This window comes from Burkholderia theae, from assembly GCF_048565265.1.
GTDB classification, from domain to species: domain Bacteria; phylum Pseudomonadota; class Gammaproteobacteria; order Burkholderiales; family Burkholderiaceae; genus Burkholderia; species Burkholderia theae.
Genome location: NZ_CP183462.1, coordinates 1,293,709 through 1,319,210, shown reverse-complemented (window position 1 = coordinate 1,319,210; position 25,502 = coordinate 1,293,709). Strand labels below are relative to the sequence as shown.

General features: G+C 59.2%; 24 protein-coding genes. 19 read left to right on the top strand and 5 right to left on the bottom strand.

All coding sequences use genetic code 11. The annotated features are described in order from the left end of the window. The first annotated feature begins 413 nt into the window (after positions 1 to 413). The 17 genes from ACN22W_RS23415 to ACN22W_RS23335 all read left to right on the top strand — a co-directional run bounded on the left by ACN22W_RS23415 (position 414) and on the right by ACN22W_RS23335 (position 17,735). A complete protein-coding gene (locus ACN22W_RS23415) occupies positions 414 to 614 on the top strand; it encodes a hypothetical protein (protein WP_419689581.1) in 201 nt (66 codons plus the stop codon). A gap of 255 nt (positions 615 to 869) precedes the next feature. After that, a complete protein-coding gene (locus ACN22W_RS23410; protein WP_419689580.1) occupies positions 870 to 2,018 on the top strand; it encodes a JmjC domain-containing protein in 1,149 nt (382 codons plus the stop codon). Positions 2,019 to 2,213: 195 nt separating this feature from the next. Continuing rightward, positions 2,214 to 3,362, top strand: coding sequence for a hypothetical protein (locus tag ACN22W_RS23405; RefSeq protein ID WP_419689579.1), 1,149 nt, complete (start codon positions 2,214 to 2,216; stop codon positions 3,360 to 3,362). Positions 3,363 to 3,382: 20 nt separating this feature from the next. Further along, a complete protein-coding gene (locus tag ACN22W_RS23400; RefSeq protein WP_419689578.1) occupies positions 3,383 to 4,651 on the top strand; it encodes an HlyD family efflux transporter periplasmic adaptor subunit in 1,269 nt (422 codons plus the stop codon). A 3-nt stretch (positions 4,652 to 4,654) separates the two neighbouring features. Beyond that, positions 4,655 to 6,811 carry a peptidase domain-containing ABC transporter gene (locus ACN22W_RS23395; RefSeq protein WP_419689577.1) on the top strand — a complete coding sequence of 719 codons (2,157 nt, stop codon included), beginning with the start codon at positions 4,655 to 4,657 and terminating at the stop codon, positions 6,809 to 6,811. Positions 6,812 to 6,982: 171 nt separating this feature from the next. Continuing rightward, positions 6,983 to 8,452, top strand: coding sequence for an efflux transporter outer membrane subunit (locus tag ACN22W_RS23390; RefSeq protein WP_419689576.1), 1,470 nt, complete (start codon positions 6,983 to 6,985; stop codon positions 8,450 to 8,452). A gap of 12 nt (positions 8,453 to 8,464) precedes the next feature. Beyond that, positions 8,465 to 9,106 carry an adenosylmethionine decarboxylase gene (gene speD, locus ACN22W_RS23385; RefSeq protein WP_419689575.1) on the top strand — a complete coding sequence of 214 codons (642 nt, stop codon included), beginning with the start codon at positions 8,465 to 8,467 and terminating at the stop codon, positions 9,104 to 9,106. Beyond that, positions 9,069 to 9,806 (top strand): HAD family hydrolase, encoded by a 738-nt coding sequence (locus tag ACN22W_RS23380; RefSeq protein ID WP_419689820.1) that lies wholly within the window; start codon positions 9,069 to 9,071, stop codon positions 9,804 to 9,806. Before speD ends, ACN22W_RS23380 begins: the two co-directional genes overlap by 38 nt. Before the next feature lie 101 nt (positions 9,807 to 9,907). Further along, positions 9,908 to 10,957, top strand: coding sequence for a hypothetical protein (locus ACN22W_RS23375; RefSeq protein ID WP_419689574.1), 1,050 nt, complete (start codon positions 9,908 to 9,910; stop codon positions 10,955 to 10,957). A 130-nt stretch (positions 10,958 to 11,087) separates the two neighbouring features. Beyond that, positions 11,088 to 12,152 (top strand): NAD-dependent epimerase/dehydratase family protein, encoded by a 1,065-nt coding sequence (locus ACN22W_RS23370; protein WP_419689573.1) that lies wholly within the window; start codon positions 11,088 to 11,090, stop codon positions 12,150 to 12,152. A gap of 9 nt (positions 12,153 to 12,161) precedes the next feature. Then, a complete protein-coding gene (locus tag ACN22W_RS23365; protein WP_419689572.1) occupies positions 12,162 to 12,806 on the top strand; it encodes an HAD family hydrolase in 645 nt (214 codons plus the stop codon). A gap of 2 nt (positions 12,807 to 12,808) precedes the next feature. Further along, positions 12,809 to 13,723, top strand: coding sequence for a bis-aminopropyl spermidine synthase family protein (locus ACN22W_RS23360; protein ID WP_419689571.1), 915 nt, complete (start codon positions 12,809 to 12,811; stop codon positions 13,721 to 13,723). 17 nt (positions 13,724 to 13,740) lie between these two features. After that, the gene (locus ACN22W_RS23355) at positions 13,741 to 14,271 is read left to right on the top strand and encodes a hypothetical protein (protein WP_419689570.1); all 531 of its coding nucleotides are present in this window, start codon (positions 13,741 to 13,743) and stop codon (positions 14,269 to 14,271) included. Then, positions 14,255 to 14,740, top strand: a complete 486-nt coding sequence (locus ACN22W_RS23350) for an NUDIX domain-containing protein (RefSeq protein ID WP_419689569.1) — start codon at positions 14,255 to 14,257, stop codon at positions 14,738 to 14,740. The genes ACN22W_RS23355 and ACN22W_RS23350 overlap by 17 nt, the downstream gene beginning before the upstream one ends. Positions 14,741 to 14,749: 9 nt before the next feature. After that, positions 14,750 to 15,250: an AAA family ATPase gene (locus tag ACN22W_RS23345; RefSeq protein ID WP_419689568.1), complete on the top strand. Its 501-nt coding sequence runs from the start codon at positions 14,750 to 14,752 to the stop codon at positions 15,248 to 15,250. A gap of 14 nt (positions 15,251 to 15,264) precedes the next feature. Next, positions 15,265 to 16,590 (top strand): glycosyltransferase, encoded by a 1,326-nt coding sequence (locus ACN22W_RS23340; protein ID WP_419689567.1) that lies wholly within the window; start codon positions 15,265 to 15,267, stop codon positions 16,588 to 16,590. After that, positions 16,590 to 17,735, top strand: a complete 1,146-nt coding sequence (locus ACN22W_RS23335; RefSeq protein ID WP_419689566.1) for a hypothetical protein — start codon at positions 16,590 to 16,592, stop codon at positions 17,733 to 17,735. The genes ACN22W_RS23340 and ACN22W_RS23335 overlap by 1 nt, the downstream gene beginning before the upstream one ends. 105 nt (positions 17,736 to 17,840) lie before the next feature. Here the strand turns inward: ACN22W_RS23335 and ACN22W_RS23330 are convergent, their stop codons facing one another. The 3 genes from ACN22W_RS23330 to ACN22W_RS23320 form a co-directional block, all read right to left on the bottom strand. After that, positions 17,841 to 18,383, bottom strand: a complete 543-nt coding sequence (locus ACN22W_RS23330; protein ID WP_419689565.1) for a cysteine hydrolase family protein — start codon at positions 18,381 to 18,383, stop codon at positions 17,841 to 17,843. 235 nt (positions 18,384 to 18,618) lie between these two features. Then, entirely contained in the window at positions 18,619 to 19,938 is a 1,320-nt protein-coding gene (locus ACN22W_RS23325) for an MFS transporter (RefSeq protein ID WP_419689564.1), read from the bottom strand. A gap of 42 nt (positions 19,939 to 19,980) precedes the next feature. Further along, positions 19,981 to 21,165: a M20 aminoacylase family protein gene (locus ACN22W_RS23320; protein WP_419689563.1), complete on the bottom strand. Its 1,185-nt coding sequence runs from the start codon at positions 21,163 to 21,165 to the stop codon at positions 19,981 to 19,983. A 182-nt stretch (positions 21,166 to 21,347) separates the two neighbouring features. Here ACN22W_RS23320 and ACN22W_RS23315 point away from each other — a divergent pair, with 182 nt between their 5' ends. Next, a complete protein-coding gene (locus ACN22W_RS23315; protein WP_129515101.1) occupies positions 21,348 to 22,250 on the top strand; it encodes a LysR substrate-binding domain-containing protein in 903 nt (300 codons plus the stop codon). Between the two features lie 200 nt (positions 22,251 to 22,450). Then, positions 22,451 to 22,771: a pyrimidine/purine nucleoside phosphorylase gene (locus ACN22W_RS23310; protein WP_006478890.1), complete on the top strand. Its 321-nt coding sequence runs from the start codon at positions 22,451 to 22,453 to the stop codon at positions 22,769 to 22,771. Positions 22,772 to 22,862: 91 nt separating this feature from the next. Here ACN22W_RS23310 and ACN22W_RS23305 read toward each other — a convergent pair whose 3' ends face one another. Beyond that, positions 22,863 to 23,198: a hypothetical protein gene (locus ACN22W_RS23305; protein WP_021162025.1), complete on the bottom strand. Its 336-nt coding sequence runs from the start codon at positions 23,196 to 23,198 to the stop codon at positions 22,863 to 22,865. A gap of 516 nt (positions 23,199 to 23,714) precedes the next feature. Further along, the gene (locus ACN22W_RS23300; protein WP_419689562.1) at positions 23,715 to 25,502 is read right to left on the bottom strand and encodes a chloride channel protein; all 1,788 of its coding nucleotides are present in this window, start codon (positions 25,500 to 25,502) and stop codon (positions 23,715 to 23,717) included.

The following is a 25,502-nucleotide window of genomic DNA, read 5'->3' as shown; positions in this document are numbered from 1 at the left end:
CTTATTTTTTCATAAATAGTATTCGAGATCGGCGACAACAGCATGGTTGGCCTGGCAAAAAAGCCGGTGAGGGTCGGCCTGGATCGCCGTGCTCCAAGTCTTGCCATCTCCTGGTGTCGTGATATTGGCGAGTTGTGCCTCGGTTCTGCAGGCGAGATTAATTTGCTTGCGTAATGAATATGAAATGCTTTAGCATTCGCCGTGCAACATTCCGTAATGAATATGAAATGTTGTAGCGGACCATCGGCTTAGTAGATATCTATCTCTAGCTAGCGGTTGCTCGATCCCAGGTTGACAAGGTGGATCATGAGGCTGTATGGCGGTTGTATGCCTATGGCTGGTTGTTGTTTTTCTGCAGGGAGGATTTGCTATCTCAATCAAATCTTCATTTTTTAAAGTAAGGAGAACTGAAAATGTCAAGCAATGATCTGCAGTCGAAGCTCAAAATTGAATCGGTAGCCAACCAGCTTAATCTCGATCGATTGAACAGCAGTCACGCAAGCTATGGCGATTTGATGGATGCCTTCGCCCGTGAGCTGACGTCCGACGAGATTCTTCTCATTTCTGGTGCGGCGAAGTCCGGTGGTTCCTATTGCGGGACTGCGTATGCGTAACTTGAACTAGCCGGCTAACCGGCTGATTCAGCTGCCAGATCTTCTTCTGGCAGCAGATGTCCAGTCAGATTCATCGAAATAATAAGGCGCCGCAGAAGGGCTGCGCGATTCAAGTTCATCCTTTAAGGGTGTTATTTGAATCGAGAGAAGCTCAATCGTTCGCCGGAATTCGTGCGCGCGTGAGACGTCGTGTCGGCTGCTTTTGCTTGATCACCGCTGTCAGGAACCTGTAGAGTTGAAATCCGATTCGTAAAAATGAAAATTAATTTCAAGATCAGTGCCGAGGAATTCAAGCAGAAGTATCAGGAGCGACTGCCGTTCATTATCAAGGGAGCGCTTGATACGTCAGGCGTTCGCTGGGCAGACATCAACGACATCATCTCCAGATGCGATCCTCAATCTGAAAACTTCCGTGTCTCGTTCCCGAGTGGAAATATCGACAAGGACAAGTACGTGCGCACGTACTTTCATGTCGGGGACGTGCGGCGCAAGCTGAACAAGCCGGCTCTCTACAGTTTCCTGCGGCAGGGTGGGACGTTGGTCGCGAATCATATCTATGATGAGCCGAGGTTCAACGACTATGCGAAGGACGTGGCGCAGTTTACCGGGCGCCAGACCGTCACGTCGGCCTATGTTGCATTCGGAAAGACGGATTCGTACCGCGAGCATTGGGATTCGAGAGACGTTTTCGCGGTGCAACTGAAGGGGCGAAAGCGCTGGGTCGTGTATGCACCTTCCTTCGAGGCGCCGCTGTACATGCATCAAAGCAAGTTCATCGAAGAAAAATATCCCTGTCCGGACGAACCATATCTGGATTTTGTCCTCGAGGAAGGCGATGTTTTTTATATTCCGCGCGGTTGGTGGCATAACGTCACGCCGCTTGGAGAACCGACGGTGCATCTTGCCATTGGTACGTTCCCCGCATTTGCCATCGATTATGCAAGATGGGTATTCCGGCAGTTGCCGGAGTGTATTCACGCGCGGATGGCACTTGAAAACCATGCGCAGGACAAGGAAACTATCCGCCTGCTTGCAGAGGCAATATCCGAACGCTTGAACGCCCCCGCCTGTTACCGCGAGTTCATGGAAGCGCACGTGGCGGACCAGATTCTCGAGACGCGACTGAATCTCGAAACGCTTGGCGACGCGAGCGTCGGTGCACTCGAACGTGATACGCAGATACGTCTCAACGTGTTGAGAAGCGATCTGTCGGACGAGTATTTCGTCACGAGCAACGGCAAGGTGTGGTTCCAGGACGAATTGCAGCTTCTCAAGGATTTTCTGACCGCGAATCCGCAAGTGAACGTTTCTCAAATTGAAGAGCAGTTTCCCGGTCACGCCCGTGCCGAGCTTTTCGAAGTTCTGCATTCGTTGGCAACGAATGAGACTATCGAAATTCTTTAAATAGTAGAGATTTCTTATCGGCGCAGATGGATTAATGCGCTGGATGCCCGCGGCATCCAGCGTGGCATTGTCCTGCCGCGCATCAGGAAAGTGTGTGAGATGAGGCCCGGATTCATGTTGATTTGGGTATTCGGCCGCGCAATCGATGATTGCAAGATAAACGTGGTGCGATTGTAGTGTACCGCTGCAAACAAGATGAAAACCGAGCTCCCCTATCCATTCGGTATTGATTTCATGAGGCAGAACAAGGTCTTCATGTTTTTCTGTCCTCCCGATTGTCTGGACGAAGATGGTCGCCCCGTGCTGGAGGGGCGATCGGTGTTGCACAAGCCCAATAGCGCGGCGTATCAGGCGTGTGCTTACCAGGACTCGCGAGCGGATACCCGCAAGCCGATCAATGTGGAATCGCTCCAGGCGCTGATGCGGCATCAGAATGAGGTGGTCGCGTTTATCCGGGAAATCGCTCGCCATCTGCGCAGCCGAAGGATCATTGGTGAAGGCGGGAACAGCATCGGTGACATGTATACGCTCGCTTACGTGTGCTACAAGTCGCCGGCAATCTATTTTGTCAGTCAAGTGTTTGGCGGGCAGGCCGGCGTGCCCGTGGTGTGCTCGATTGTCTCGCGCTTCTTTCATGGGCTGGTCAATCTGTTTGCCATCATGGCCCTTGAACATGAGGGCGATCTGGCTCGGATTGACCTGACGCCCGAGGAGATTTACCGCTACGCGGATGACGGCGGATATCTCATTGGCATGAATGAAGCGTGCGCCGCATCCAAGGCAACCATCGTCAAATACATCTCCATCGTCCGGCAAGCGCTGCTGCCTGACGGAGGTGCGGTCGAGGTTGCGGATGTTGTCCTGTCCGAACAGGAAATGGATACGGTGATTGAAGCGGCTCAGGTCATAACGAGTCTCGAATTCCATGGCCTGATCTACGAAACGGCGCGTTGTCGTTCCTGGCGACAGATCAATGAGAGTGACCCATCTCGCGGGAACTTGAAGGAGCCGCTTTCGCGCTTCGCCACGACGCATTGTCTGGTGGCCAGGAAGCTGTCGCTGGACGAGCGGCCCTTTGAGCATCTCCTCTTCAGGCGAGCCCGCAATCTGTCCGAGGCGCTGCTGAGCGATCGTGCGTCAGCGGAGCGACTGTTCGAATCGGCGAACGCGTACATCACGACGAGCGTTCGCGATACCGAGGCACGAAGCGCACATCGAGAGAGGCTCAAATCCGAGATGCTGCGGCTCATCGAGCGTCACCGGCGATTCGTTGCGCGGCATGTCACGGGAGATGGATACCTAACGGCTGATATGGACATCTTTTTTGGCCGTTGGCCGGAATAGCGGATTGATGATTTGTGTCGATGGACAAGAGAGAATTATTCAGGAAGGAAGCGCTGGAGGCGCGCAAGGAAGCGAGGAATCTCTATGGCGACGTCCTGCTGTTTCTTCCTCGGTCGTATAAAAAAATACTTGTATTGCTGCTCGCTTGCATCTTGTCTCTCCTGCTGGTCCTGATCTTCGGGTCCTATACGAGAAGAGTAGCGGTAAAGGGAGAGCTGTTCTCGACACTCGGCGCGATACCGGTATATCTGCCGAAGCCGGGAATCATCAACAAGTACTTCGTGAAGGAAGACGAGATCGTAAAGAAAGGCGCGCCGCTGTTCCTGGTGTCGACCGAAGTATTTGGCTTGGCCAACCGGGGAACCTCGACCGAGGCGATCAACCTGCTCAGCGAGCGAAAGGAACTGCTGCAGCGGCAGCTCGAGAGCGAGAAGGCGACTTACGCGCATAGCTTGAAGAACATCGAATATCAGATCCGCTCGAAACAGAACGAGCTGAAGCTGATTGGTGTGCAGATAAGAGAGGTACGGAAAAAGAATGAGTTGCTGTCGGCAAGCCTGAGGCGGTATGAGGCCGCGCGAGCCCAGGAGGCGATCTCCGAGGATGCGATGGCGGAGAAGGCGATTCTTGCGTTCAACAGCAGGATTGACTACAACGAGCGGCAAAGATTGTCGGAAACATTGAGTCGGGACATCTCGAATCTTTCCTTTGAAAAGGACAAGGAGGAGTCGGAGTTCGGGAAGCGTACTTTGTCGATCAAGGGCGAGCTGTTGGCGCTTGAAGAACAGATTCTGGCCGCCGAATACCAGAAGGGCGCCATCATCAAGGCGCCTGCATCGGGAAAGATCACGGCGATCCAGGGGGTCGACGGCTCCTACTACGACAGCACCAAACCCGTCTCGTTCGTGGTGCCTTCGCAGGCGGAAATCGAGGCCCGGCTTCTTGTTCCCGCCGCCGCCATTGGCTTCGTGAAAAAGGGCGACGTCGTCTATCTGCGCTATTCGGCATTCCCGTATCAGCAGTTCGGCCAGGGCAAGGGAATCATCCATTCGATATCCGAAACTTCCCTGATGCCGGACGAAATCGCATTGGGATCCAAGCTGTCTATAACGGAGCCGATGTATCTGGTGAAGGTTCGGGTCGAGCGGCAGTTCGTGACCGGGAATGGTATGCGCTACGCGCTCAAACCGGGATTGATGATCGATGCGGACATCATGGTGGAACGGCATCGAATCTATCAGTGGATCATGCGCCCGCTTTTCGCTGCATCGGAAAGAATCAAACAGTAAGCAATGGAAAAGAAGGCATACTTCGAACGTATATTCGGCACCCGATTCCCGACGGTCCTGCAGACTGAGTCGACGGAATGTGGTCTCGCGTGCGTGGCAATGCTGGCCAACTATCATGGCCACCACGTGACGCTGCGCGACCTGCGGCTCAAGTTTTCCGTGTCGCTGAAGGGAATCTCGCTTGGGTCACTGCTCCGCGTGTGCAAGCACAACGGCTTGTCGAGTCGACCGATCCGTACCGAAATTGCTGGTCTCGAGCAGATCAAGCTTCCGTGCATCCTGCACTGGAACTTCAATCATTTTGTCGTGCTGAGGCAAATCGGCACCGAGTACGCCATCATCGTCGATCCTGCATACGGCGAGAGAAAAATCGAGCTGGGAGACTTGTCCCGAGCGTTCACCGGGGTGGCCATCGAGGTATGGCCCGATCCGGAGTTCATCGTCATTGAGCCGCAGAAGAACATTCCCCTGAGTCATCTGATCGGCAATTTGCGGGGGCGGATGAGGGGGCTCGTCACGATCCTGTTTCTGGCTATCGGGCTGGAATTTCTTGTGGCACTTTCGCCCTATTACATCCAGCTGGTCATCGACAGTGCGATCGGCGCGAACGATCAGTATGTTATCGCCGCGCTCGCGATAGGCTTTGGCATGGTCTATCTGCTCAAGAACTTCATCGGCTCGGTGCGCAGCTGGTTCCTGATGTATCTGAGCACCAGCCTGAACGTTCAGTGGAAAGACAATGTCCTGGAGCACATGCTTGCGTTGCCGCTCGAATACTACGAGAAGCGGCACATGGGCGATGTGCTGTCCCGATTCGGCGCCATTGACTTCATTCAGCGAATGCTGACCACGTCATTCGTCGAATCCGTACTTGACGGTGCATTCTCCGTCGTCATCCTGCTCGTGCTGTTCATTTACCAGCCGTTGCTGGGCACCCTGGTTCTGGTCAGCGCACTGCTGTACATCGCGGTGCGCTGGCTGCTTAACGCGTCGATTCTGGGGGCGTCGAGAAATGAGATCGTTCATGGGGCGAAGCAAAGTTCCTACCTGCTCGAGACCATTCGCGGCATCCGGCAGGTCAAGCTCTATGGCCAGCAAGCAGAGCGTCGGCTTACCTGGATCTCGTTGTTCGTCAATCAAACGAATGCCAAGATCAAGACGCTGAAAATCGACGTTTGGTTGAAGTTTGCCAGGACCTTGATCTTTGACGTCCAGAACATCGTGGTGGTCTGGTGCGGTGCAGTCCTGGTTATTGATCGGGAATACACGGTGGGTGCACTGATTGCCTTCCTCGGATACAAGCTCCTGTTCGAAAGCCGCGTGATTGCGCTCATCGACAATGTGTTTGTCATTCAGAACATGCAGCTCCAGGCCGACCGGCTCGGCGATATCGTGCTTTCAAGGCCGGAGGAAGCGCGCGGTGGCCTTGAATGCGATATCACCAGGTTGTCTGGCAGTCTCGAGTGCAAGGACCTGTTCTTCCAGTATTCGCTATTCGAACGAAACGTGATCGACGGATTGAACTTCAAGGTCGAGGAAGGCGAGTCGGTGGCCATCATCGGGCCTTCGGGATGCGGCAAGTCGACGATTTTCAATGTCATTCTAGGCATCTACCAGGGGGCCAAGGGGCGAATCCTCATTGGCGGGGAGGATGTCGAGTCTATGAGTGTGGAGAAGGTCCGAAGCGTATTCGGAACCGTGCTGCAGGATGACATCCTGTTTGGCGGATCCATCGCGGAAAACATCTCGGGATTCGATGTGCGTCCGGATCATGAGTGGATCGTCAGGTGCGCGGCAATGGCCAACATCGGGGATGAGATAGACGCGATGCCGATGAAGTACGCGACTCTCGTGGGCGATATGGGCGCGGTTCTGTCTGGTGGTCAGAAGCAGCGCATTTTGCTGGCGCGAGCGCTTTACAAGCGTCCGAAGATTCTGTTGCTGGATGAGGCGACCAGTCATCTGGACGTGTCGAACGAGAAGGCGGTGAATCGGGCGATCAAGTCGCTGAAGATCACGCGCGTCATCATCGCCCACCGTCCGGAGACGGTCCTGTCCGCGGACAGGATCCTGCTGATGAAGGACGGAAAGATCGATTCGATTCTCACGCCGGCGGAGGCCATGGCATTGCTCGAGACCATCAATGGATCTTCGGAATAGCCGGGCTCATGGTGGCAGGCAATTGTTCGGTTGGTGTTCGTGCGAGGGGGCTTTCTCCGTGTACGCAGTATCTCTCTTCAAGGTGGCGTGATGTCGAAACCGTGGTTTGCAATCGGGTCCTGCGCATGATTGTGCTGTGTGCAAACAAAGATTTGCATTGCAAGGAATGACATGAGAAACACGCCTGTTCCTGGCAAGCGTCGTCGCGACCTGGTCGATTGTTCCGGGCAGATCGCCCGTTCGTGGCCGAGGCATTGCGTCGTTGGTGCATTGATCTCGGTAAATGCCATGTTGGCCGGTTGTGCGGGCAGTGCGTATGAACGCCCGGCGGTCGACATACCGGCTCGGTGGACACGTGAGAACACCGTGGACACGCGTTCGCGTACGGATGCCGCGCCCTGGTGGACGCGTTTTGGCGATAGCCAACTCAATCGGCTCATTGCAGCGGCGGTGTCGCGCAACAACGATCTCGCCACCGCTGCTCTGAATGTCCGGAAGGCCCAACTTCGCGCCGGACTCGCGGGAGATCCGCTCCAGTTAGGGCCCGAGGCTGGCATCAATGCCCGGCGCGAGTTTCGCCTGGATAGCGGTGCGACGGCCTGGGACAACAGCAGCGTAACCCGCGGGACCGTCAATTACACGATCGATTTGTGGGGGCGACTCGAACAGGAGCGGAACATCGCTCAATGGGCGCTCCAGGCGTCCGAGGCGGACCGCGAAGCCGTGCGCCTCAATGTGATCGGAACCACGGCGGACCTTTACTGGAGACTGGCGTACATCAATCAGCGGTTGGCCTCCGAAGAGCAGAGCCTGGCGACGGCGTTGCGCACGCAACAACTCGTACATGCCCAGAATCTGGCGGGCATCGTATCTGCGCTCGAGCGGCGGGAAGCGGAGCAAACTGTTCTTACGCAAAAGAGCAGCCTGTCGCAGTTGCGACAAACCCAGGTTGAGACGCGCAACGCGTTGGCTATTGTGTTCGACGCGGCGCCCGGCAGCAATGTGCTGGAGGAGGTGCTCGGGCAGGAGCCCCCCGCGTTGCCGACGGGCGCGTTGCCGGTCGTGGATGAGGGGCTGCCGGCGGACCTTCTGGGACGGCGGCCAGATCTTCGCGCCGCCGAACTCCGATTGCGTCAGAGTCTCGCCAGGGTCGATGTGGTCCGTACCAGCTATTACCCGACGCTGTCATTGACCAGCGCGGTGGGAGCGAGCAGTACCTCGCTCGGCAGTCTGCTGGCGAACCCTGTAGCGATTCTCGGCGCCGGATTGAACCTGCCATTTCTCGATCTCAAGGCAATGCGCGTTGGAACGAGAGTCGCACAGGTCGAGTACGAGTCTGCGGTCATCGGATTTCGTCAAGCACTCTATCGGGCCTTCGCGGACGTGGAAAACGCGTTGTCGGCGCGAATTCGCCTGGCAGAACAAGCCGAGCTTCGGGCGCGGAACCTGACCGCCGCGCGCGAGGCCGAGCATCTCTATGAGATTCGTTACCGGACGGGCGCAGTTGCGCTGCGTATGTGGCTCGATGCGCAGGAACTGCACCGCACCGCTCAACTCCAGTTGGCGCAGACTCGCCTGAACCAATTGCAGAATTTCGTCACGCTCTATCAGGCGGTTGGCGGCGATACCTTGAAACCATGACGATCAACGTGAATGAATCATCATGAGGATACCGAATTTAGGTTCAGGAAAATCGAGATCGGCAGCAAGGATTCGCCGATTTCGCGAGGAAATGCCGTGCGCCTTGCTGCACCAGAAGGATCACGGGAACAACGAGCCGTCCGGTATCGCGGATGCCGGTGGAATGACAATCATATCGACAGGAATCGGAAATTGAACACCGCTGGCGTACACATCATCGCTGAGCTGAGCGATTGCGACTTCTCCTGCCTCTCCGACGCGGTTCGCGTCGAGGATGCGTGCAAGCAAGCAGCGCTGCACAGCGGGGCCACCGTCTTGTCCGTCAATCGCCACCGATTCAGCCCTGTCGGCGTGAGCATCCTGGTCTTTCTGGCCGAGTCTCATCTATCGGTTCATACATGGCCGGAGGAAGGCTATGCCGCCGTGGATGTTTACACATGTGGTCCTTCAACCCGACCACATAAGGCCGTCACGTTTCTCGCGCGGTTTTTGAAGGCGAACAACATTCACCTGCGCTGTCTTTCGCGCGGGAAAAAAATCAGCGATCGCGAATACGAATCGGAAGAATTTGTACTGGAAAGCGCCAAGCGGGGGCAGACGCGTACCTTTGACGCGGATGCTCACTTTGACTTCAGTGCGGGCCGAATCGGATGAAGCGCAAGCCTTTCCGTTTCGCATGGGAGACCAACTGCAGATGAAAAATATATCAGTTGTATTCGACTGGGACGGCACGCTTGCCGACACGGATTTCCTGATCGACGCCGCTATCGAATACGTACTCGGTCGGCGGGGAGCGGCGGCGCTGTTGGACGATGTGGCGCCCATCATGTACCGCGCGCGTCAGGAGGGCTTGCTCTTGCGGTCCATCCGGATTCCGGTGGACCAGCGGCGCGAAATCATCACGGAGATCGGGGATACGTTCAAGCGACTCGACAGGGAGGCGGCACTCTTCGAAGGCGCGCGGGAGCTGCTTCATGAACTGGGCAATGCGGGAGTTCCCATTGGCATTGTCACGGGACGGGACCGTGCGTCATGGACGGCTCAGGTGAGCCGGCTGTTGCCGGAAGTGCGCTTCGATGCGTCGATCTGCCGGCATGAGTCTGCGCTGAAACCCGATCCACATGGGTTGAGGAAGGTACAGGACGTACTGGGCGTCGAGCAGATCATTTATGTCGGAAACACCGTTGCCGACCTGGAATGTGCCGAGGCCGCGAACGCACATTTCATCGCGGTCAACGTCTGTACGCGTGCGCGTGAGCCGTTGATCCAACGCGACGATGTGGTTGCGAGGCAAACATTTCATCAAATTCGCGCTGATATCCACCAGCTCATCGAGACGATGGAGCGGATGTGAGACGTATGCGTCGCTCGAAGTGTCGTGGGGCGCGTGAATGTTCGAGCGTTGTTGAAACCCCGTCTCGGACGGGATTTTTGTGAGACACCGGGCAAGAAGTCATGTCGATACAGTCTTTGGATCACGTTATAAATCATGCATTGGCCGAGCTATTGCGACATTGCGCGGAGAGTAGTCAGACCGCGCTCTTTGTCCTTGTTGGCGGGTCGGCGGCGGAGGGCTTTGCGGTCTGTACCTCGGACATCGATCTGGTGCTGGTGCACGCCGACGAAAGAACGATCCGTACGAGGCAATTCGTAGTGGGTAACCGGCGCGTGGAGGTCACGATCTACAGTCTGGAGGAATTCCGGGCCGTCGTGAGTTTGACGCGTCAAGGATGCACGGGTCCCACCTTCTTTCGTCAACTGGATTCGCGACGGCGCCTCTTGTTCTCGAAACCGATCTTCGGTGAGGACCGGTACAGGGGGGAAATGGAGAGCGCCAAACGCCAGGACTTCACGGATGACCTGGTGGCGTTTCAAAGAACGGCACTGTTGAAGAGTTTTTCCGATCTGGTCGGTGGTCTTCGCGAAGACTTGCATGAAGATGATCTGAGAATCCGAGCCAGAGGCTATCTCGAGTGCAGTGTCGATGCCCTGTTGACCTCGATCGGAGACTACTACTTCCGCGACAAGTGGAGAGTCGCGCGCGTTCGAAGAGGCATGGTCGGCAGCGTACTGGGTCCAATGCGCGAGCCCGTGAGTTCGCTGCTTTCCGGCCGCCCGCTGCCAGGGACGGTATTTCTGGACACGTTTCTTGAACAGGTATTTTCCTGTTCCGCAATGTGCCAGTACCTCGCGGTCTTCAGTGCGTTCAGTTTCGAGTATCTGCTGGCGGACGATATCGAGACATGCATGGCACGGTGCTCGGCATTGCGGACCCCTTTGCTGGTCGTCGGGCAAGGCGCCGACGTACTCGTGAGATCAAGTACGTCCACGTTGCAGCTCGCGCCTGCATCGGCGAACGCGCTGTGCTTGAGCGCATTGGGGTTGAATACCGCGCGCGTTGGCGAGCTCGCAGGAAAGATGGCGAGTGAGGAACCAGGTGGAGAACAGGTGGAAGCAATTCTTATGAATCTGTCGGTCGTCCTTGCAAAGCTCGGAATCGGGTAAATAAAAATCGGGCCGACGAATGGGGTATCGATCCCGAAACGGTTGTCGCATCTTGGCTTGATGACCGGTCGAGATTGACGACTCCCGTTAAGGATCTCCGAGTATTCATTCAAATCAATCGAATTCTGTCATGAAGATACTTGTTACCGGTGGCAACGGCTTCATTGGGAGGCACGTCGTCAAGGCGCTGTTGGATGATGGTCATAAGGTGGCGATACTTGATCGAAAGATCAAGGCTCAGCCGAATGATGTGTCTCCCCACATCGAGTATGTGTACGGATCCATTACCGATGCAGCCGCGATACATGAGGCGATGTCCGAGGTCGATGGATTCGTTCACCTGGCCGGCGTGCTGGGCACGCAGGAGACTATCAAGAACCCGGCGCCTGCGGTGCACACCAATGCAGTCGGCGGGCTGAACCTGTTGGAAGCGGCGGCGCACTATTCAGTGCCGGGCGTCAACATCACCATTGGAAACTGGTGGATGAACAACGCCTACTCCATTACCAAGAACATGACGGAGCGATTCGTCCACATGTATAACAAGGAGCGGGCGACGAGAATCTCGAATGTGCGAATCGTCAACACGTATGGGCCGGGCCAGTCCGTCGCAGCGCCGTTCGGTCAGAGCAGCGTCAGGAAGATCATGCCTTCGTTCATTTGCCGGGCGCTGACCGGGCGGGACATCGAAGTGTACGGGAGCGGCGAGCAGGTATCCGATATTGTCTACGTGGAGGATGTCGCTCGCATCATCTCGCTTGAACTTGCGTCGGTAATGGCAAGTGGTCCGAGAGAATATTGTCTTGAAATCGGCTCCAGGCGTCCAAGCACGGTCCTGGAAACGGCGATTCTGGTTCGGGATATCGTTGCCGACCTGGGGCTGGCAAAAGTCAACATCAAGCATCTGCCCATGCGCCCGGGAGAGCACGACAACGCGGTCCTTTCCAACGAGGGGGCGGACCGTCTGAGCTCAGCTGTCGGCGCGCTCATGACCACGGAGAAAAACTCGATCCTGCTGTCGGTTACGACCAGTTCGATGATCCGGTCGCTTCGGAATGTCGTGTCGGCCAATCTGTCGACCCTGGATCATCTCGATGTAGATATCGACAGACTTACGCCTCCGGAAGTCGGCATCGCGCATACCGTCAATTACTATTTTAACCAGAAGGGTGTTGTCTGGGACGACTACAGGTAAGTCTGCGATATGAGTCGAAGCACACTTATTCTGGATCTGGATAACACGATCTATCCGGAATCGTGGGGATTGATGAATGTTATTTCAAATCGCATGGTTCAGTTCGTCCGCATGAAATTCCAGGGTGAAGAGGTGGAGTTGCGCGGGCTGATCGAGAGCTATCGATCGAGATACAATTCGATTTCCATCGGTTTTATGAATGATAACCGCGCGGATTTCGATGATTTTATTCTCTACTCACATGAAATTGATCTGAGTCCCTATGCGTCGGATGCGAGCCTCGGTGGGCTTCTCGCGCTGTCGGGGTTCCGGAGGAAATTCATTTTCTCCAATGCGCCCAGGGTTCATGTTGTAAACGTGTTGAAGAAGTTCGGGCTGACCGATGCTTTCGATGGAATCGTATGCATTGAAGATGTGGGATATCGATATAAGCCCAGCGCGACGGCATTCGACGTATTTTACGCAATCACAAAATCGGACCCGTTCGACTCGGTCTTTGTCGATGATTGCATGTGCAACATCGAGACGGCGAGAACGCAGGGAAATTACACGGTACACATCAGCGAAGCGCTCGAGGGCGGGGGGCAGTCAGATGAGATGCATGGGTCGCTCGCTGATTTTCTATTGAGTCGTTGCAGAGAAAGAAAGGAATAACCATGACGTACACGCCATTGCCTCCCCATGCCGCCGCGGAGAAGATCCAGCAACTTGTGGCGGCGCGAGGGACGTTGACTCGTTCCGAGCTGGTGTTTTTCGGAGGAATGACCGATGCCGCGGTTCAGCGTGGTATCGGGTATCTGCGAGAGAACGATGGTGCGGGTGGGAGCCAGCTTCACGATCGGCCGGACGTGCTCGGGCTGGTGGAGGATTCCGGTGTTCGAAACCATCTCAAGGTTGGCATCGCGCCACTGATCGACGATCTCGGCACATACGAACGCGCATTGAAATTCCTGGAGGCATTTTTCCAGGAGGTTTCCAGCCCCGACCATCGCTTCAATCAGAATTTCGTGACGCCGGATACGAGTGTGCGGCGCATCATGTATGCCGCGACGCGAGACACGTTGAAGGGCAAGCGGCTCTATTTTCTCGGGGATGACGATCTTACGGGAGCGGTTGCGGCCTATCTTTACCCGGAGGCGGAGGTGTTCGTCATGGACATCGATGCCCGGCTTCTATCCAGCGTCGAGGCATGCGCAAAAAAATATGGCCTGGGCAATTTGAGGACCATCGTGCACAACGCCTTTGACGAGCTGCCTTCGCATTTGCATAAGCATGCCGATGTGGTGTGGTGCGACCCGTCCAAGGCAGTTCTCGATGTTTTTCTGAGAAATGCCTCCGCCCTGATCGGCGATGAAGGTGTCGTGTATACCTTTGCCCAGCCGGAATACCTTCCGGTGAGCCGAGTGTTCTTTGATGTCATGCTGAAGTACGGGATGATTGCGACCGACATGATTCCGCGCTTCAATCAGTATTGCGCGAGCGGGCAGCATTCGCGGATTCGGGCACACGCTGACGGATTTGAATTGGCGTTCACGGAAAGCCTGGTTCGCCTGATCAAGTTGCCGAATTGAAGTGACGTGAGCTCGCCATGATAATTTCGATCGACGGGTTGCCGGGAACCGGCAAGACTACGCTGGGCATGCGACTCAGCAGGCGATACGACGTTCCCTTCTTGCCGGAACTTTGCCTGCCGAGCCTGAATCGGGCCGACTACGACGAAGGCGCATTCGTGAAGAACGACATGCACAAGATTCGCCGTGCGAGAAATCTCGGGCGTGCAATTCTGGATCGATCGTTTTGTTCGACGATCGCATTCAAGATGGCTGCAACTCAGCGAATCGATGAGGCGAGTTTCCACGATTTCCACCACGCGTTTTACGCGAGTGAACGCGTTGCCCCTGATCTCGTCGTCATGATCATGTCCCCGCCCCATGTTTCGTCGATCGGGCTTGCGAAACGCGGGGACGCGGGATTGTTCACTCAAGCGTTTCTGCAGGCCTGGTGGCATGGTTTTCAGCGTGCGGCACGCGCGCTGGAGTTGAGTGGCGTTCCGGTGCGCTATGTGCCTTATTCAAAGACCCCTTTTTACAGGAGTGTTGTTCGTGAATCAAAAAAGTGAGCTGAATATTCGTGTGTCCGCCAAGGCCATTGTTATTCATCAGGATCGTCTCCTGTTGATTCGGTACAAGTCGGATTCGGATGAGTGGTACACGTTGCCGGGAGGCGGCCAGTTGTTCGGCGAGAAGCTGTCGGAGACGCTGGTCCGGGAATGTCTTGAGGAGACCACGTTCCTGATCGAACCCGGCAAGCTGGTATTCATCCGGGAGTATATCGGCGCAAATCACGAGTTCGCGGAATTCGATGGCGATACGCACCAGATTGAACTGATGTTCCTGGCCTCCCTGGCCAGCGAAGGCACGAATCTCGATGACCTGGAGATCAGTGCGGACCGAGATCAGGTGGGGGCGCAGTGGATCAAGCTGGAAGACGTGACGAACGCACCGCTGTTTCCCGCCGCCCTGCGCAGCCTGATTGCGGAGAAGCAGTTCACCGCTGGCGCATCGATCTATCTGGGCGACGTGAACTGAGACCGGAACATGAAGATTTGCATCGTAGGCCCTTCAGGAGCAGGGAAATCGACGATCTCAGGGGAATTGGCGCGCAAGTTCAATGTCGCCACGTACGAATTCGACGATATCTATTGGGACTTGAGCGGGGCGGAGTTTGTGAAAAACTCGGATGAGTCGATGGCGGCTGCGATCGAAAAGATCATCGAGAAGGACAGCTGGTTCGTCGAAGGTGCATATGACAAGCGGATGTATCCGCTGCTCGTCGAATGTTCCCTGATCTTGAAGGTAGAGGTTTCGTTCGGCCTGAGAGCGATACGCTTGATCAAGCGCTTCATTCGTTCATCCATGACAGGCAAGCGGCCGAGGGAGACCCTCTGGAATACCGTCCATTTGGTCAAGTTCTCGTATAGCTTTGACAAGCGGCTCAGCGAATTTCTGTCGGAGGACGCGGCGCTCTCCCGGAAAGTCGTTTCCGTTCACGACACGCCGTCGTGCATTAGAGCGATGCATACGATGGGTCTTTGCTGACGCGATTGCCATATATGAATACGTTCGCGCTTTATGTGCCGTTGATCGTGCTGTGGCTGAGAACCGTGATGAATATCGCGTGGCTGGTTCGACTGGGACGGGAGACTTCGTATCGGATGGGCCGGGATGCGACGGCGCCCAGTGCAAGCGATGGGGTGGCGAGGCTGTTCATCGTCACGCCGGCGCTGAACGAACAGAACCACATCGGCGATTTTTTGGCTCACGTCTGTGAGCGCTTGACATCGCATGCTGGGCTGGTTTCGCGCATGGTCGTCGTGTGCAATGACAGCGAGACAGGCGATTCATCGTCGACGTCGGGTCCGTACACCTGGGATGCCGCCATCCATGCCCTTGGCGTGTCCGGGGCGTCGGCAATCTCGTCCAAAGTCGATGTCATCCGATACTCGGGAAAAGCCAGACGGCCGGGGCAAATCAACTTCGCTTGCGATTTCTTGCGCCGGAATCACGGTCTTGCTTCGCATGACTTCGTTCTTTTGCTGGATGTCGACGCGATTTTGGACAAGAACTTCTTTTGTGCCGTGGCGGATCATGTGAAATATTCGCGGGCCGATCTTGCACAGGTTCAGTCCATCTATGTTTCCGACGCAAACCGGAGGCATTACGATGCCGCCGCCGCTCAATGGCAGAACTATTTCATGTTGTCGCGCGAGCGCACCAGATTCATGAGAAGAGAGCGTCTCAATGAGGACGATTTGGCGCTGAATGGGTATTTCTGGTACACGGCGAATGGTGTTGTCATTCGCTATTCCCTGATTGAGGAGGTAGGTGGTTTTTTTGAAAACTGCGCGGTTGACGATCTGTCGACTTCAGGCATGTTTTGTGCGATGGGGTGCCGTGTCGCCCTGCTGGATACATTCTTGTCCGTCGAGCAGGTGTCGGGTCCAACCGCGGATTTAAAACAGAAGATTTTCTGGTGCTCGTCTTATGTGGAGATGTTCCGAATGCTGGGTTCGCGGGTGCTGGGTGGAAAAGCCGGCATCGGATACATCGCATTTCGCATATCGCACTTTATCGTCTGGATCTTGCGTGCACCGGTAATTTTGGGGTTGGTTATGGCTTGTGCCATGGATAGTCGGCACATCGGTGCTTGTGCTTTGTCATATCTTGCGTATCTCGTCTCATCGTACGCGTTCCCTTTCGTCTTCCTGCCTCGGACCAGGGGGGGGCTACGGATGAGGTCGGCGCGCGGTCTGCTGTGCCTGGCACTTTATCCTCTGGTGCAGTCGCTTGTCCCGTGGATGATGGTTGCGAAGAGAGGGGCGCTTCGCTTATGTGGTTCTAGTGTCTTGGGTTCGCCAAAGAAATCTGCGGGAGTGTGATGTCCGAAATATTTGAAGTGGTAAACTCAGCGGTGGCACGCTGCGCTCATGGTTCCGATGTGGATGCGTCCGGGGTGAGCATTGCCGTGAAATGCGAGCGTCCGGAATTCATCGATGCGTTGCGAGAGTATTTCTTTGTTCCGTGTCCGCCTCATTGCAAGGAGTTTCCGTTTGTTGGCGCGGAACTGATTTATTGCCACGGAGATGATCTATTTTTTAAGGTGCTGGACATTGCGTCGAGATTTCGGGTGGTCGAACGCATCGAATTTCATCCGGATAACTTCTATGAAGTGATTTACAGGGACGAGTTCGGAGAGGTGCTGGAGTCGCGAGGCGGGATACGACATCTGATCATTCGCTCCTCGTCACGACGGCAATACTGCATTATCACGCCCGGCTTCAAGGAGGGTGTTCTCGAGTTCCAGAAGCCCGGTATTCGATTGATCCGCGAAATCGCGTTTCGTGCGCATCAGTCGGTGCGATATTTTCCGCTGCATGCATCCGTAGCGGGCACGGGATCCAGGGGGTTTCTGTTTGTCGGGGATAGCGGCGCCGGAAAAACCACTTTGGCGGCCGTTGTGTCGGCGATGGCGAATGAGGGCACGTTTGTCAGCTCGGATATCGCGTTGATTCGGCACGATGGCAAGGGTGTCGATTCGATAGGCTGGCCTGGTGGAGGGATATCGGTCGGCCTGGGGACGCTCGACTGCCTTCGCGCCACCGTTTCCGTGCCGCAGCCCGAGAAGGTGTTCCTGCACGAGGAGGGGTACGTAAAGAAAGGCAAGCGCCTGGTGACGCCGGCCGAATTCTCCGAGATGCTGGGGGTGCGCGTGGGCGTCCGACAGCGTATCGATGCGATTGTCTTCCCGAAAATCACGCCTGAGGAGGAATCCTTTCAAATCGAACCGCTATCGTCCGAGCGCGCTTTCGAACTCGCATCGAGTCAGTTGCGGGATTCGATTTCCGATACGTACAGATACGGGTTGGTCGACTTCATCGAAGAGGATATGGAAATCGTTAACACGCTGGCATTAGCGGATCTCGCCGCCGCGACGAGTGCGGTGCCCGCGTACGCAGTTCGGGGGCACCCCGTTGCAATCGCACGTTATCTCGTCGGCGATCCGATCTTGAATTCGAGGCGTTGATTTAACGTGCGTTGTAGGGCGTGTGCCAGAGAGAGGCCACTTTTCCGCGGACTTTATAAGATTGGGGCCTCCTCGACAAACTTGTGGTCTGGTGAGTGCGGTATATCAGAACCCGCAAGCGTCGGTGGTCGTCAGCGTTGCGAACGGGCCGTCGAGCGTTGCGTTGTGATGCGCGACGATTCGCTCGGCCGGCAGCGCCGGCGTGTCCATGCAGGTATGTGCATCGGCAACGAGCACCGCGCGAAAGCCGAGATCGGCGGCCGCGCGACAGGTCGTATCGACGCAGTACTGCGTCTTCATGCCGGTGACGACGAGTTCGCCGATGCTGGCCGCGCGAAGCCATTCGGCGAGGCGCGTGCCCGCGAAGCAGCTCGGGCGGGTCTTGTCGAACACGGTGTCGCGCGCGGGATCGATCGCGAGTTCCGGCAGCAGCGCGGCGAGCGGCGAATCGGGCGCGATCGGCGAACCGGCGGGTCCGGTGTGACGCACGGCGAACACCGGCGCACCGCCTTCGTGCGCGCGGCCAATCAGCCGATTGATGTTGGCGAGCACGCGTGCGCCGTCATGCGGGCGCTCCGGGCCATGAAACAGCCCGACCTGCATGTCGATGACGAGCAGCGCGCGTTGCGGGGAAAGGACTTCGGACATTGCGTTTCTCCTGAATGACCGGTACAGGGACGGAGAAACGACAAGACCCCGTCCGGAACCGGCGGGGCCTGTGAGGAATCGGTGGCGCTACGACCTTGCGCGCACTCGCCGCACGAGCCCGCCGAAGGCGGTCGTGCGCGTGGTTGTCGAAAGGGTGGTCGTGGCGCGGTGCATGGAGCGATCATGCCCGATGCGCGTGCGCTGCGTCAATTGCGCACCGCGCATCGACCGTCGTTCAATCGAGTGCCTTCCCGGCCTTTTCGTCCATGCAGCGGATGGCGAGCAACGTGCACGCGCCGCAGCCGATCGCATACCACGCGGGGGCATTCGGGTTGCCGGTCGCCGCGATCAGCCACGTGACGAAGAACTGCGCGAAGCCGCCGAAGATCGCGACGCCGACGCTGTACACGAGCGCGCCGCCGGTCGCGCGCACCGCACGCGGAAACAGTTCGCCGAGCACCGCGCCGGTCGCGCCGACGTTGATCGCATGCACGATCGACAGCGCCGTGATGATCGACAGCAGCGACGCGGCGCCCGGCCAGCGGTTCAGCGCGATGAACGCCGGGTAGACCGCGGCCATCAGCACGATGCGGGTCCACCAGATGATCCGGTTGCGCCCGTAGACGTCGGACAGGTGGCCGCCGATTGGCGTCACGAGCATCAGGATCGCACCGGCGACGCAGCCGGCCGTCATCGACAACCAGGTCGGCAGGTGCAGCACCTGCACGCCGTAGATCGCCATGTAGAACACGATGATGTAGTGGATCGACGTGCCGCCGATCGTCACGCCGAGCCCCGCGAACACGGCCTTGCCGTGATGGCGCAGCACGTCGGCGAGCGGCAGCGACGCGACCGGCTCGTCATGCGCGGCGGCGGGCGCGGCAGCCGGCACCTCCTCGACGGTGCGGCGCAGCCGGTAGCCGAGCGGCACGAACAGCGTGCCGATGATGAACGGCACGCGCCAGCCCCAGCTTTCAAGCTGCGCGGCAGTCAGCGTCGACGTCAGCGCGACGCCGGTGAGCGCGCCCGCGAGCGCGGCGAGCCCCTGGCTCGAGAACTGGAACGATGCGTAGAAGCCGCGGCGGTGCTGTGGCGCCTGCTCGAGCAACAGCGTGGTCGATGCGCCGACTTCGCCGCCCGATGCGAACCCTTGCAGCAGGCGCGCGAGCACGAGCAGCAGCGGCGCGACGATGCCGACCTGCGCGAAGGTCGGCGCGACCGCGATCGTTGCGGTGCCGAGCGCCATCAGCAGCAGCGTCAGGATCATGGCCTTCTTGCGGCCGGCGCGGTCGGCGTACATGCCGATCACGAGTCCGCCGAGCGGACGCGTGACGAAGCCGACGCCGAAGCTCGCGACCGCGAGCATCAGCTGCCCGAACGACGAATGCACGGGAAAGAACAGCTTGCCGATCAGGATCGCGAAGAAGCTGTAGACCGTGAAGTCGTAGAACTCGAGCGCGTTGCCGACGGCGGCGGCGGCGATCAGCCGGCGCTTCTTCGCGGCGGCGTGTGTATCGGGCGGCGTGCCGGCGAACGACAGGGCAGACGTTTCCATGGGGTTCCCCCGGTAAGCGCGAAACTGCGTGGTGAAGGGCCGTCAGGCCGCGAGCCAGGCTTCGGCGACGCGAACCCAGTAGCTCGCGCCGATCGCGAGGATGTCGTCGTTGAAGTCGTAGCCGGGGTTGTGCACCATGCAGCCGCCCTTGCTGCCGATCCCGTTGCCGATGAACGCGTAGCAGCCGGGGCGGGCCTCGAGCATGAACGCGAAATCCTCGCTGCCCATCAGCGGCGCGGCGTCGGTTTCGACCCGCTCGGCACCGAGCATCTGGCGCGCGATGTCGGCCGCGAACGCGGTCGGTTCCGCGTGATTGACGAGCACCGGGTAGCCGTAGTCGTAGTCGACGTCCGCCGTGATGCCGAAGCTTTCGGCCTGGCCTTTGACGAGTGCTTCGATGCGGCGTGCGAGCAGCGCGCGTACATCAGCGTTCAGCGCGCGCACCGACAGCTTCATCACGACGGTTTCGGGAATGATGTTGAACGTCTCGCCGGCCTGCACGCTGCCGACCGTGATCACGGCCGCATGCTGCGCGTCGACCTCGCGCGCGACGATCGTCTGCAGTGCGACCATGATGCTGCCCGCGGCCGACATCGGATCGCGCGCGAAGTGCGGCATCGCGCCGTGGCCACCGACACCGCGCAGCGTGATCGTCACGCGGTCGGCCGACGCCATCGCGGCGCCGGTGCGGAATGCCATGTCGCCGGCCGCGCGGCCCGGCATGTTGTGGATCGCAAAGATCGCGTCGCACGGGAAACGATCGAACAGGCCGTCGTCCATCATCGCCTTCGCGCCGCCGAAGTTTTCCTCGGCCGGCTGGAAGATCAGGTTCAGCGTGCCGGAAAACTGACGCGTGGCCGAGAGGTGGCGCGCCGCGCACAGCAGCATCGCGGTGTGGCCGTCGTGGCCGCATGCGTGCATCTTGTTCGCGTGGCGGCTCGCGTACGGCAGGCCCGTGGCTTCGGCGAGCGGCAGCGCATCCATGTCGGCGCGCAGCCCGACGGTGCGCGTGCCTTGTCCTTCGCGCAGCACGCCGACGACGCCCGTCTTGCCGATGCCGCGATGCACTTCGTAACCCCAGCCGGCGAGCAGCTCGGCGACGAGATCGCTCGTGAGCGTTTCTTCGAACGCGAGTTCGGGATGCGCATGGATGCGGCGGCGCACCTCGACCAGCTCGGGGGCGATCGCGGCGATACCGGGGATGACGGGGTTCACGGCTTGCAGCATGGTCTCTCCTGTGGGGCAGGTGGGGCGTTTGACGTGCATATGACGAGAGAGCATATAAATTTCTTTTGCTCACTAGAAGCTGATAAATTGCTTTGGTGCACACCACCGGTTGCCGCTCGGGAATACCCTGAACCGGTACGCACGGCCGGGTACAGGGTTTCCACGGATCACGCATTGCCGCCATGAAATACCATCAGTTGAAAGCGTTCGTCACCGTCGCGGAAGAAGGGAGTATTCGCGCGGCCGCGCGGCGCCTGAACGTGTCGCCGGCGGCGCTGACGAAGGCGGTCAAGGAACTGGAGATCGCGCTCGGCGTGTCGCTCGTCGTGCGTACCGCGCGCGGCGTGCAGCTCACCGCGTTTGGCCAGCAGCTGCAGGTGCGCGCGCGGCTGATCGTCGCCGAGATGCAGCGTGCCCGCGACGACATCGAGCAGGCGCAGGGGGCGCTGACGGGCTCCGTGTCGGCAGCGATCACGCCGGCCGCCGCGGTGACGATCCTGCCCGACGCGTTTCGCGCGTTCCGGCGCCGCTTTCCGGTGGCGCGCGTCAACCTGATCGAAGGGTTTCCGGGCGTCGCGCTGCCACGCCTGCACGATGGCTCGCTCGATTTCGCGGTGGTCGTCGTCGTGCCGGAACTGCTGGCGGCCGAGTTCGATCATGCCGAGCTCTACGCGAGCCGTTCGCTGATCGTCGCGCGCAAGGAGCATCCACTCGCGTCGGCCACGTCGCTCGCCGATCTCGTCGAGGCCGACTGGCTGATGAATCCGTCGCCGGAAAGCTCGACGCAGGCGCTGTTCAATTCGTTCGTCACGTACGGTCTGCCGGTGCCGGCGCGCGTCGTCGAATGCCCGAGCTTCGGGCTCGCGCACCGCCTGTTGACGGGTTGCGACCTGATCGCGTCGATGCCGGAGCAACTGTTGGAGGCAGAGTGGGCGCGCGATCAATTGGCGGTGCTGCCGATTCGCGAGCGCTTGCCGGCCGTGTCGGTGCAGGTCGTGACGCGTCGCGACAGCCCGTTGACGCCGGCCGCGGCGATGCTGCTCGATTGCTTGCGCGATTCCGCGCGACGCAAGGGGCTGCGGTGAGTCGGCAACCGAGGCGTGCGCTCGTCATCATGTAGTGATCCTGACGATCTGGCACCGCTGCCGTTTCACGGGATGACGCGGGCAAGGCGTCGTGCGGTTGCGGCGTGCGTCGCGCGAGCCGGTATCATAGCGGCCGGCCCGCCGCTCCGGCCGGCCTCCAACCACATCGCCATCCGGCATCCAGCAATCAGAGGCATCACATGACCAGTGCAACCCAATTCGACAACGTATCGGTCGTCAAGCGCGCCAACGTCTATTTCGACGGCAAGTGCGTGTCGCATACCGTGCTCTTCCCGGACGGCACGCGCAAGACGCTCGGCGTGATCCTGCCGTGCGCGCTCAACTTCGGCACGGACGCCCCCGAATTGATGGAAGTGCAGGCCGGCAAGTGCCGCGTGAAGCTCGACGGCAGCAGCGAGTGGCAGACCTACGGCGCCGGCGAATCGTTCTCGGTGCCGGGCAAGAGCCGCTTCGACATCGAAGTGCTCGAGACGCTCGATTACGTCTGCAGCTACCTGTAAGCGCGGGCGGCAGAAAAAGACAAGCCCCGCCGAGGCGGGGCTTGTCGCAAGCGGATGGCGCAAGGCCATCCGAAGCGCCTGTTCTCGTTACTTACAGGCAGGCGTTGATGTCGCCGGCCGACGACGCATCGCCGCCGCGGAAACCGACCCAGGTTTTCGCGTTCGCGGCGTTGGCAGGACGCACCACGGCGGCGGCGCCGTTCGGCGGTTGCTGGCCCGGCGCATAAACGGCCATCGCGAGGCCGTTCGCCAGTTCGTACTGCGACGTTACCTGTTGCTGCGACTTGTCGGCCCAGGTCTTCGCGATGCACTGCGCTACCTGGTCGGCGGGTTTCTGGCTTTGTCCCACGTTCTGCAGGGCAGAATCGGCTGCATGAGCAGAAAATGCCACGGTCAATGCGATGAGCGGTAAATATTTTGCGTTCACGTTATCTCCCTCGAGTCGTGATTGATTGAGTGGGATGCGCAGCAGGACTGCGTGCAAGTGAGATCGCATCGAACAAGCACGGTTCCGGCTATTCCGAAACAAGTTGTTAACGCGCTTGCCAAACGGAGGCTCCGGTGCTTGGCGGCGCTGCTGCGGCACAACATGCATCGTGTGCGGCCCGTCGGTGGACCGGTGATGCGGCAACGACGTCATGCGTTGCCCGGTCGGCGCGCTGTCCGGTCGTGTGGTGAGGTGACGGCCACGGCGAGTGGCATGTCAATGCATGCCGTGCCGCGACTCATTATTTGAATGCGAACTGATTGGAATGGCTGAATTGTTTGTTGGCCCCGTCGCATGGAGACCATGATGACAAACTTTCGTCGGTTCGATTGTTAACCAACTTTAAACGCGGGAAGCAGCGGAATGCGATGCGGCGCGCGCGGTGCGCGCTGCATCGTGCAACGAGGTGGGGTGAGTGGGCCGTGCGCGGCTGACATGCCGCGCAGGCTGGCGGCGTCAGCCTGCCTTGCGCGTGCCGGCGTCGCGCAGGTTGACCGGGACGACCGGGCGGAAGCGCTCGCGCTTCTGTTCGTCGTCGAAGTGCTGGAGCGCGGGCTTGATCAGGTCGCTGCGCGACACGATGCCCGTGATGCGCAGCGATTGCTCGTCGTCGACGACCGGCAGGCGTTCGAGGCCGAGCATCGCGAGTCGCGACGCGACGACGCGGCAGGTTTCGTGCGCAAGCGCGACGGCGGGCACGCGGTTGGTGAACGCGCCCGAGATCGGCGTGTCGGCTCCGGCTTGCGCGCGCTGCGCGTCGAGCGTCGCGCGATCGACGAGGCCGAGCAGGCGGCCGTTCTGCACGACCGGGTATGCGCGGTGCGTCTGCTTCGCGCCGAAGTACTGCGACTCGACGGTGTCGAGCGTCGACGCGCCGTCGATCGCGACCAGCAGATCGGCGGACGTCATCACTTCGGCGATGTCATGCCGTTCGAGCGGATCGACGCCGTATTCGCGATAGATGTGATAGCCGCGGCGCGCGATCTTTTCCGTCATGATCGAGCGTTTCATCACGATGGTCGCGAAGCCGTGCGCGACGAGCGTCGCTGCGAGCAGCGGCAGCAGCGCGTTGGCATCGTGCGTGAGGCCGAACGCGAACACGATCGCGGTCAGCGGGGCGCCGAGTGTCGCACCAAGCGTCGCGGCCATGCACACGAGCGGCCACAGCGCCGGATCGCCGCCCGGCAGCATCGGCGACAGCACGGTGCCGAGACCGGCGCCGAGCATCAGCAGCGGGGCGAGCACACCGCCCGACGTCCCCGAGCCGAGCGCGATCACCCACATCACGGCCTTCACGATCAGCAGCGCGAGCGCGATCTTCAGCGCGATGTGCTGGTGCAGCAGGTCGCCGATCACGTCGTAGCCGACACCGAGCGCGCGCGGCTCGAGCCAGCCGCCGATACCGATCACGATCGCGCCGAGCGCGGGCCACCACATCCAGTGCACGGGCAGCTTCGCGAAGGTGTCCTCGACGCGATACAGCGCAGCCGACAGGCCGCAGGCGAGCATGCCCGACAGCAGGCCCGCGACGATGCACGACAGCAGCGCGACGGGCGTCGGCGCGGCCGTGGTCAGCGGAAACAGCGGATCGACGCCGAAGAACAGCGCGCGCGCAAAACCGGCCACCGCGCACGCGAGCGCGACCGGCAGGAAACTGCGCGGGCGCCATTCGAACAGCAGCAGTTCGACCGCGAGCAGCACGGCGGCGACCGGCGTGCCGAACACGGCCGTCATGCCGGCGGCCGCACCCGCGACGAGCAGCGTCTTGCGCTCGGCGGCGGTCACGTGCACGCATTGCGCGATCAGCGAGCCGAGCGCGCCACCCGTCATGATGATCGGGCCTTCGGCGCCGAACGGGCCGCCGCTGCCGATCACGACGCCGGACGACAACGGCTTGAGGATCGCGACCTTCGGCGACATGCGGCTCTTGCCGAACAGGATCGCCTCGATCGCTTCGGGAATGCCGTGCCCGCGGATCTTTTCCGAACCGAAGCGCGCCATCATCCCGACGATCAGCCCGCCGATCACCGGCACGACGATCACCCACGCGCCGAGCGTGTTGTTCGCGGGAGAGCGGTCGGCGAACGAGAACTGCTGGAAGAAGAACAGGTTCGTGAACAGGTGGATCAGGCTCAACAGCACGAACGCGGCAAGCGTGCTGAGGAGGCCGATCCCGGCGGCAAGCAACGCGATCCTGGGCAGGCGGTCGTTGGTCGAGAAATCGCGTTTGTGTGGTGCGTTCAT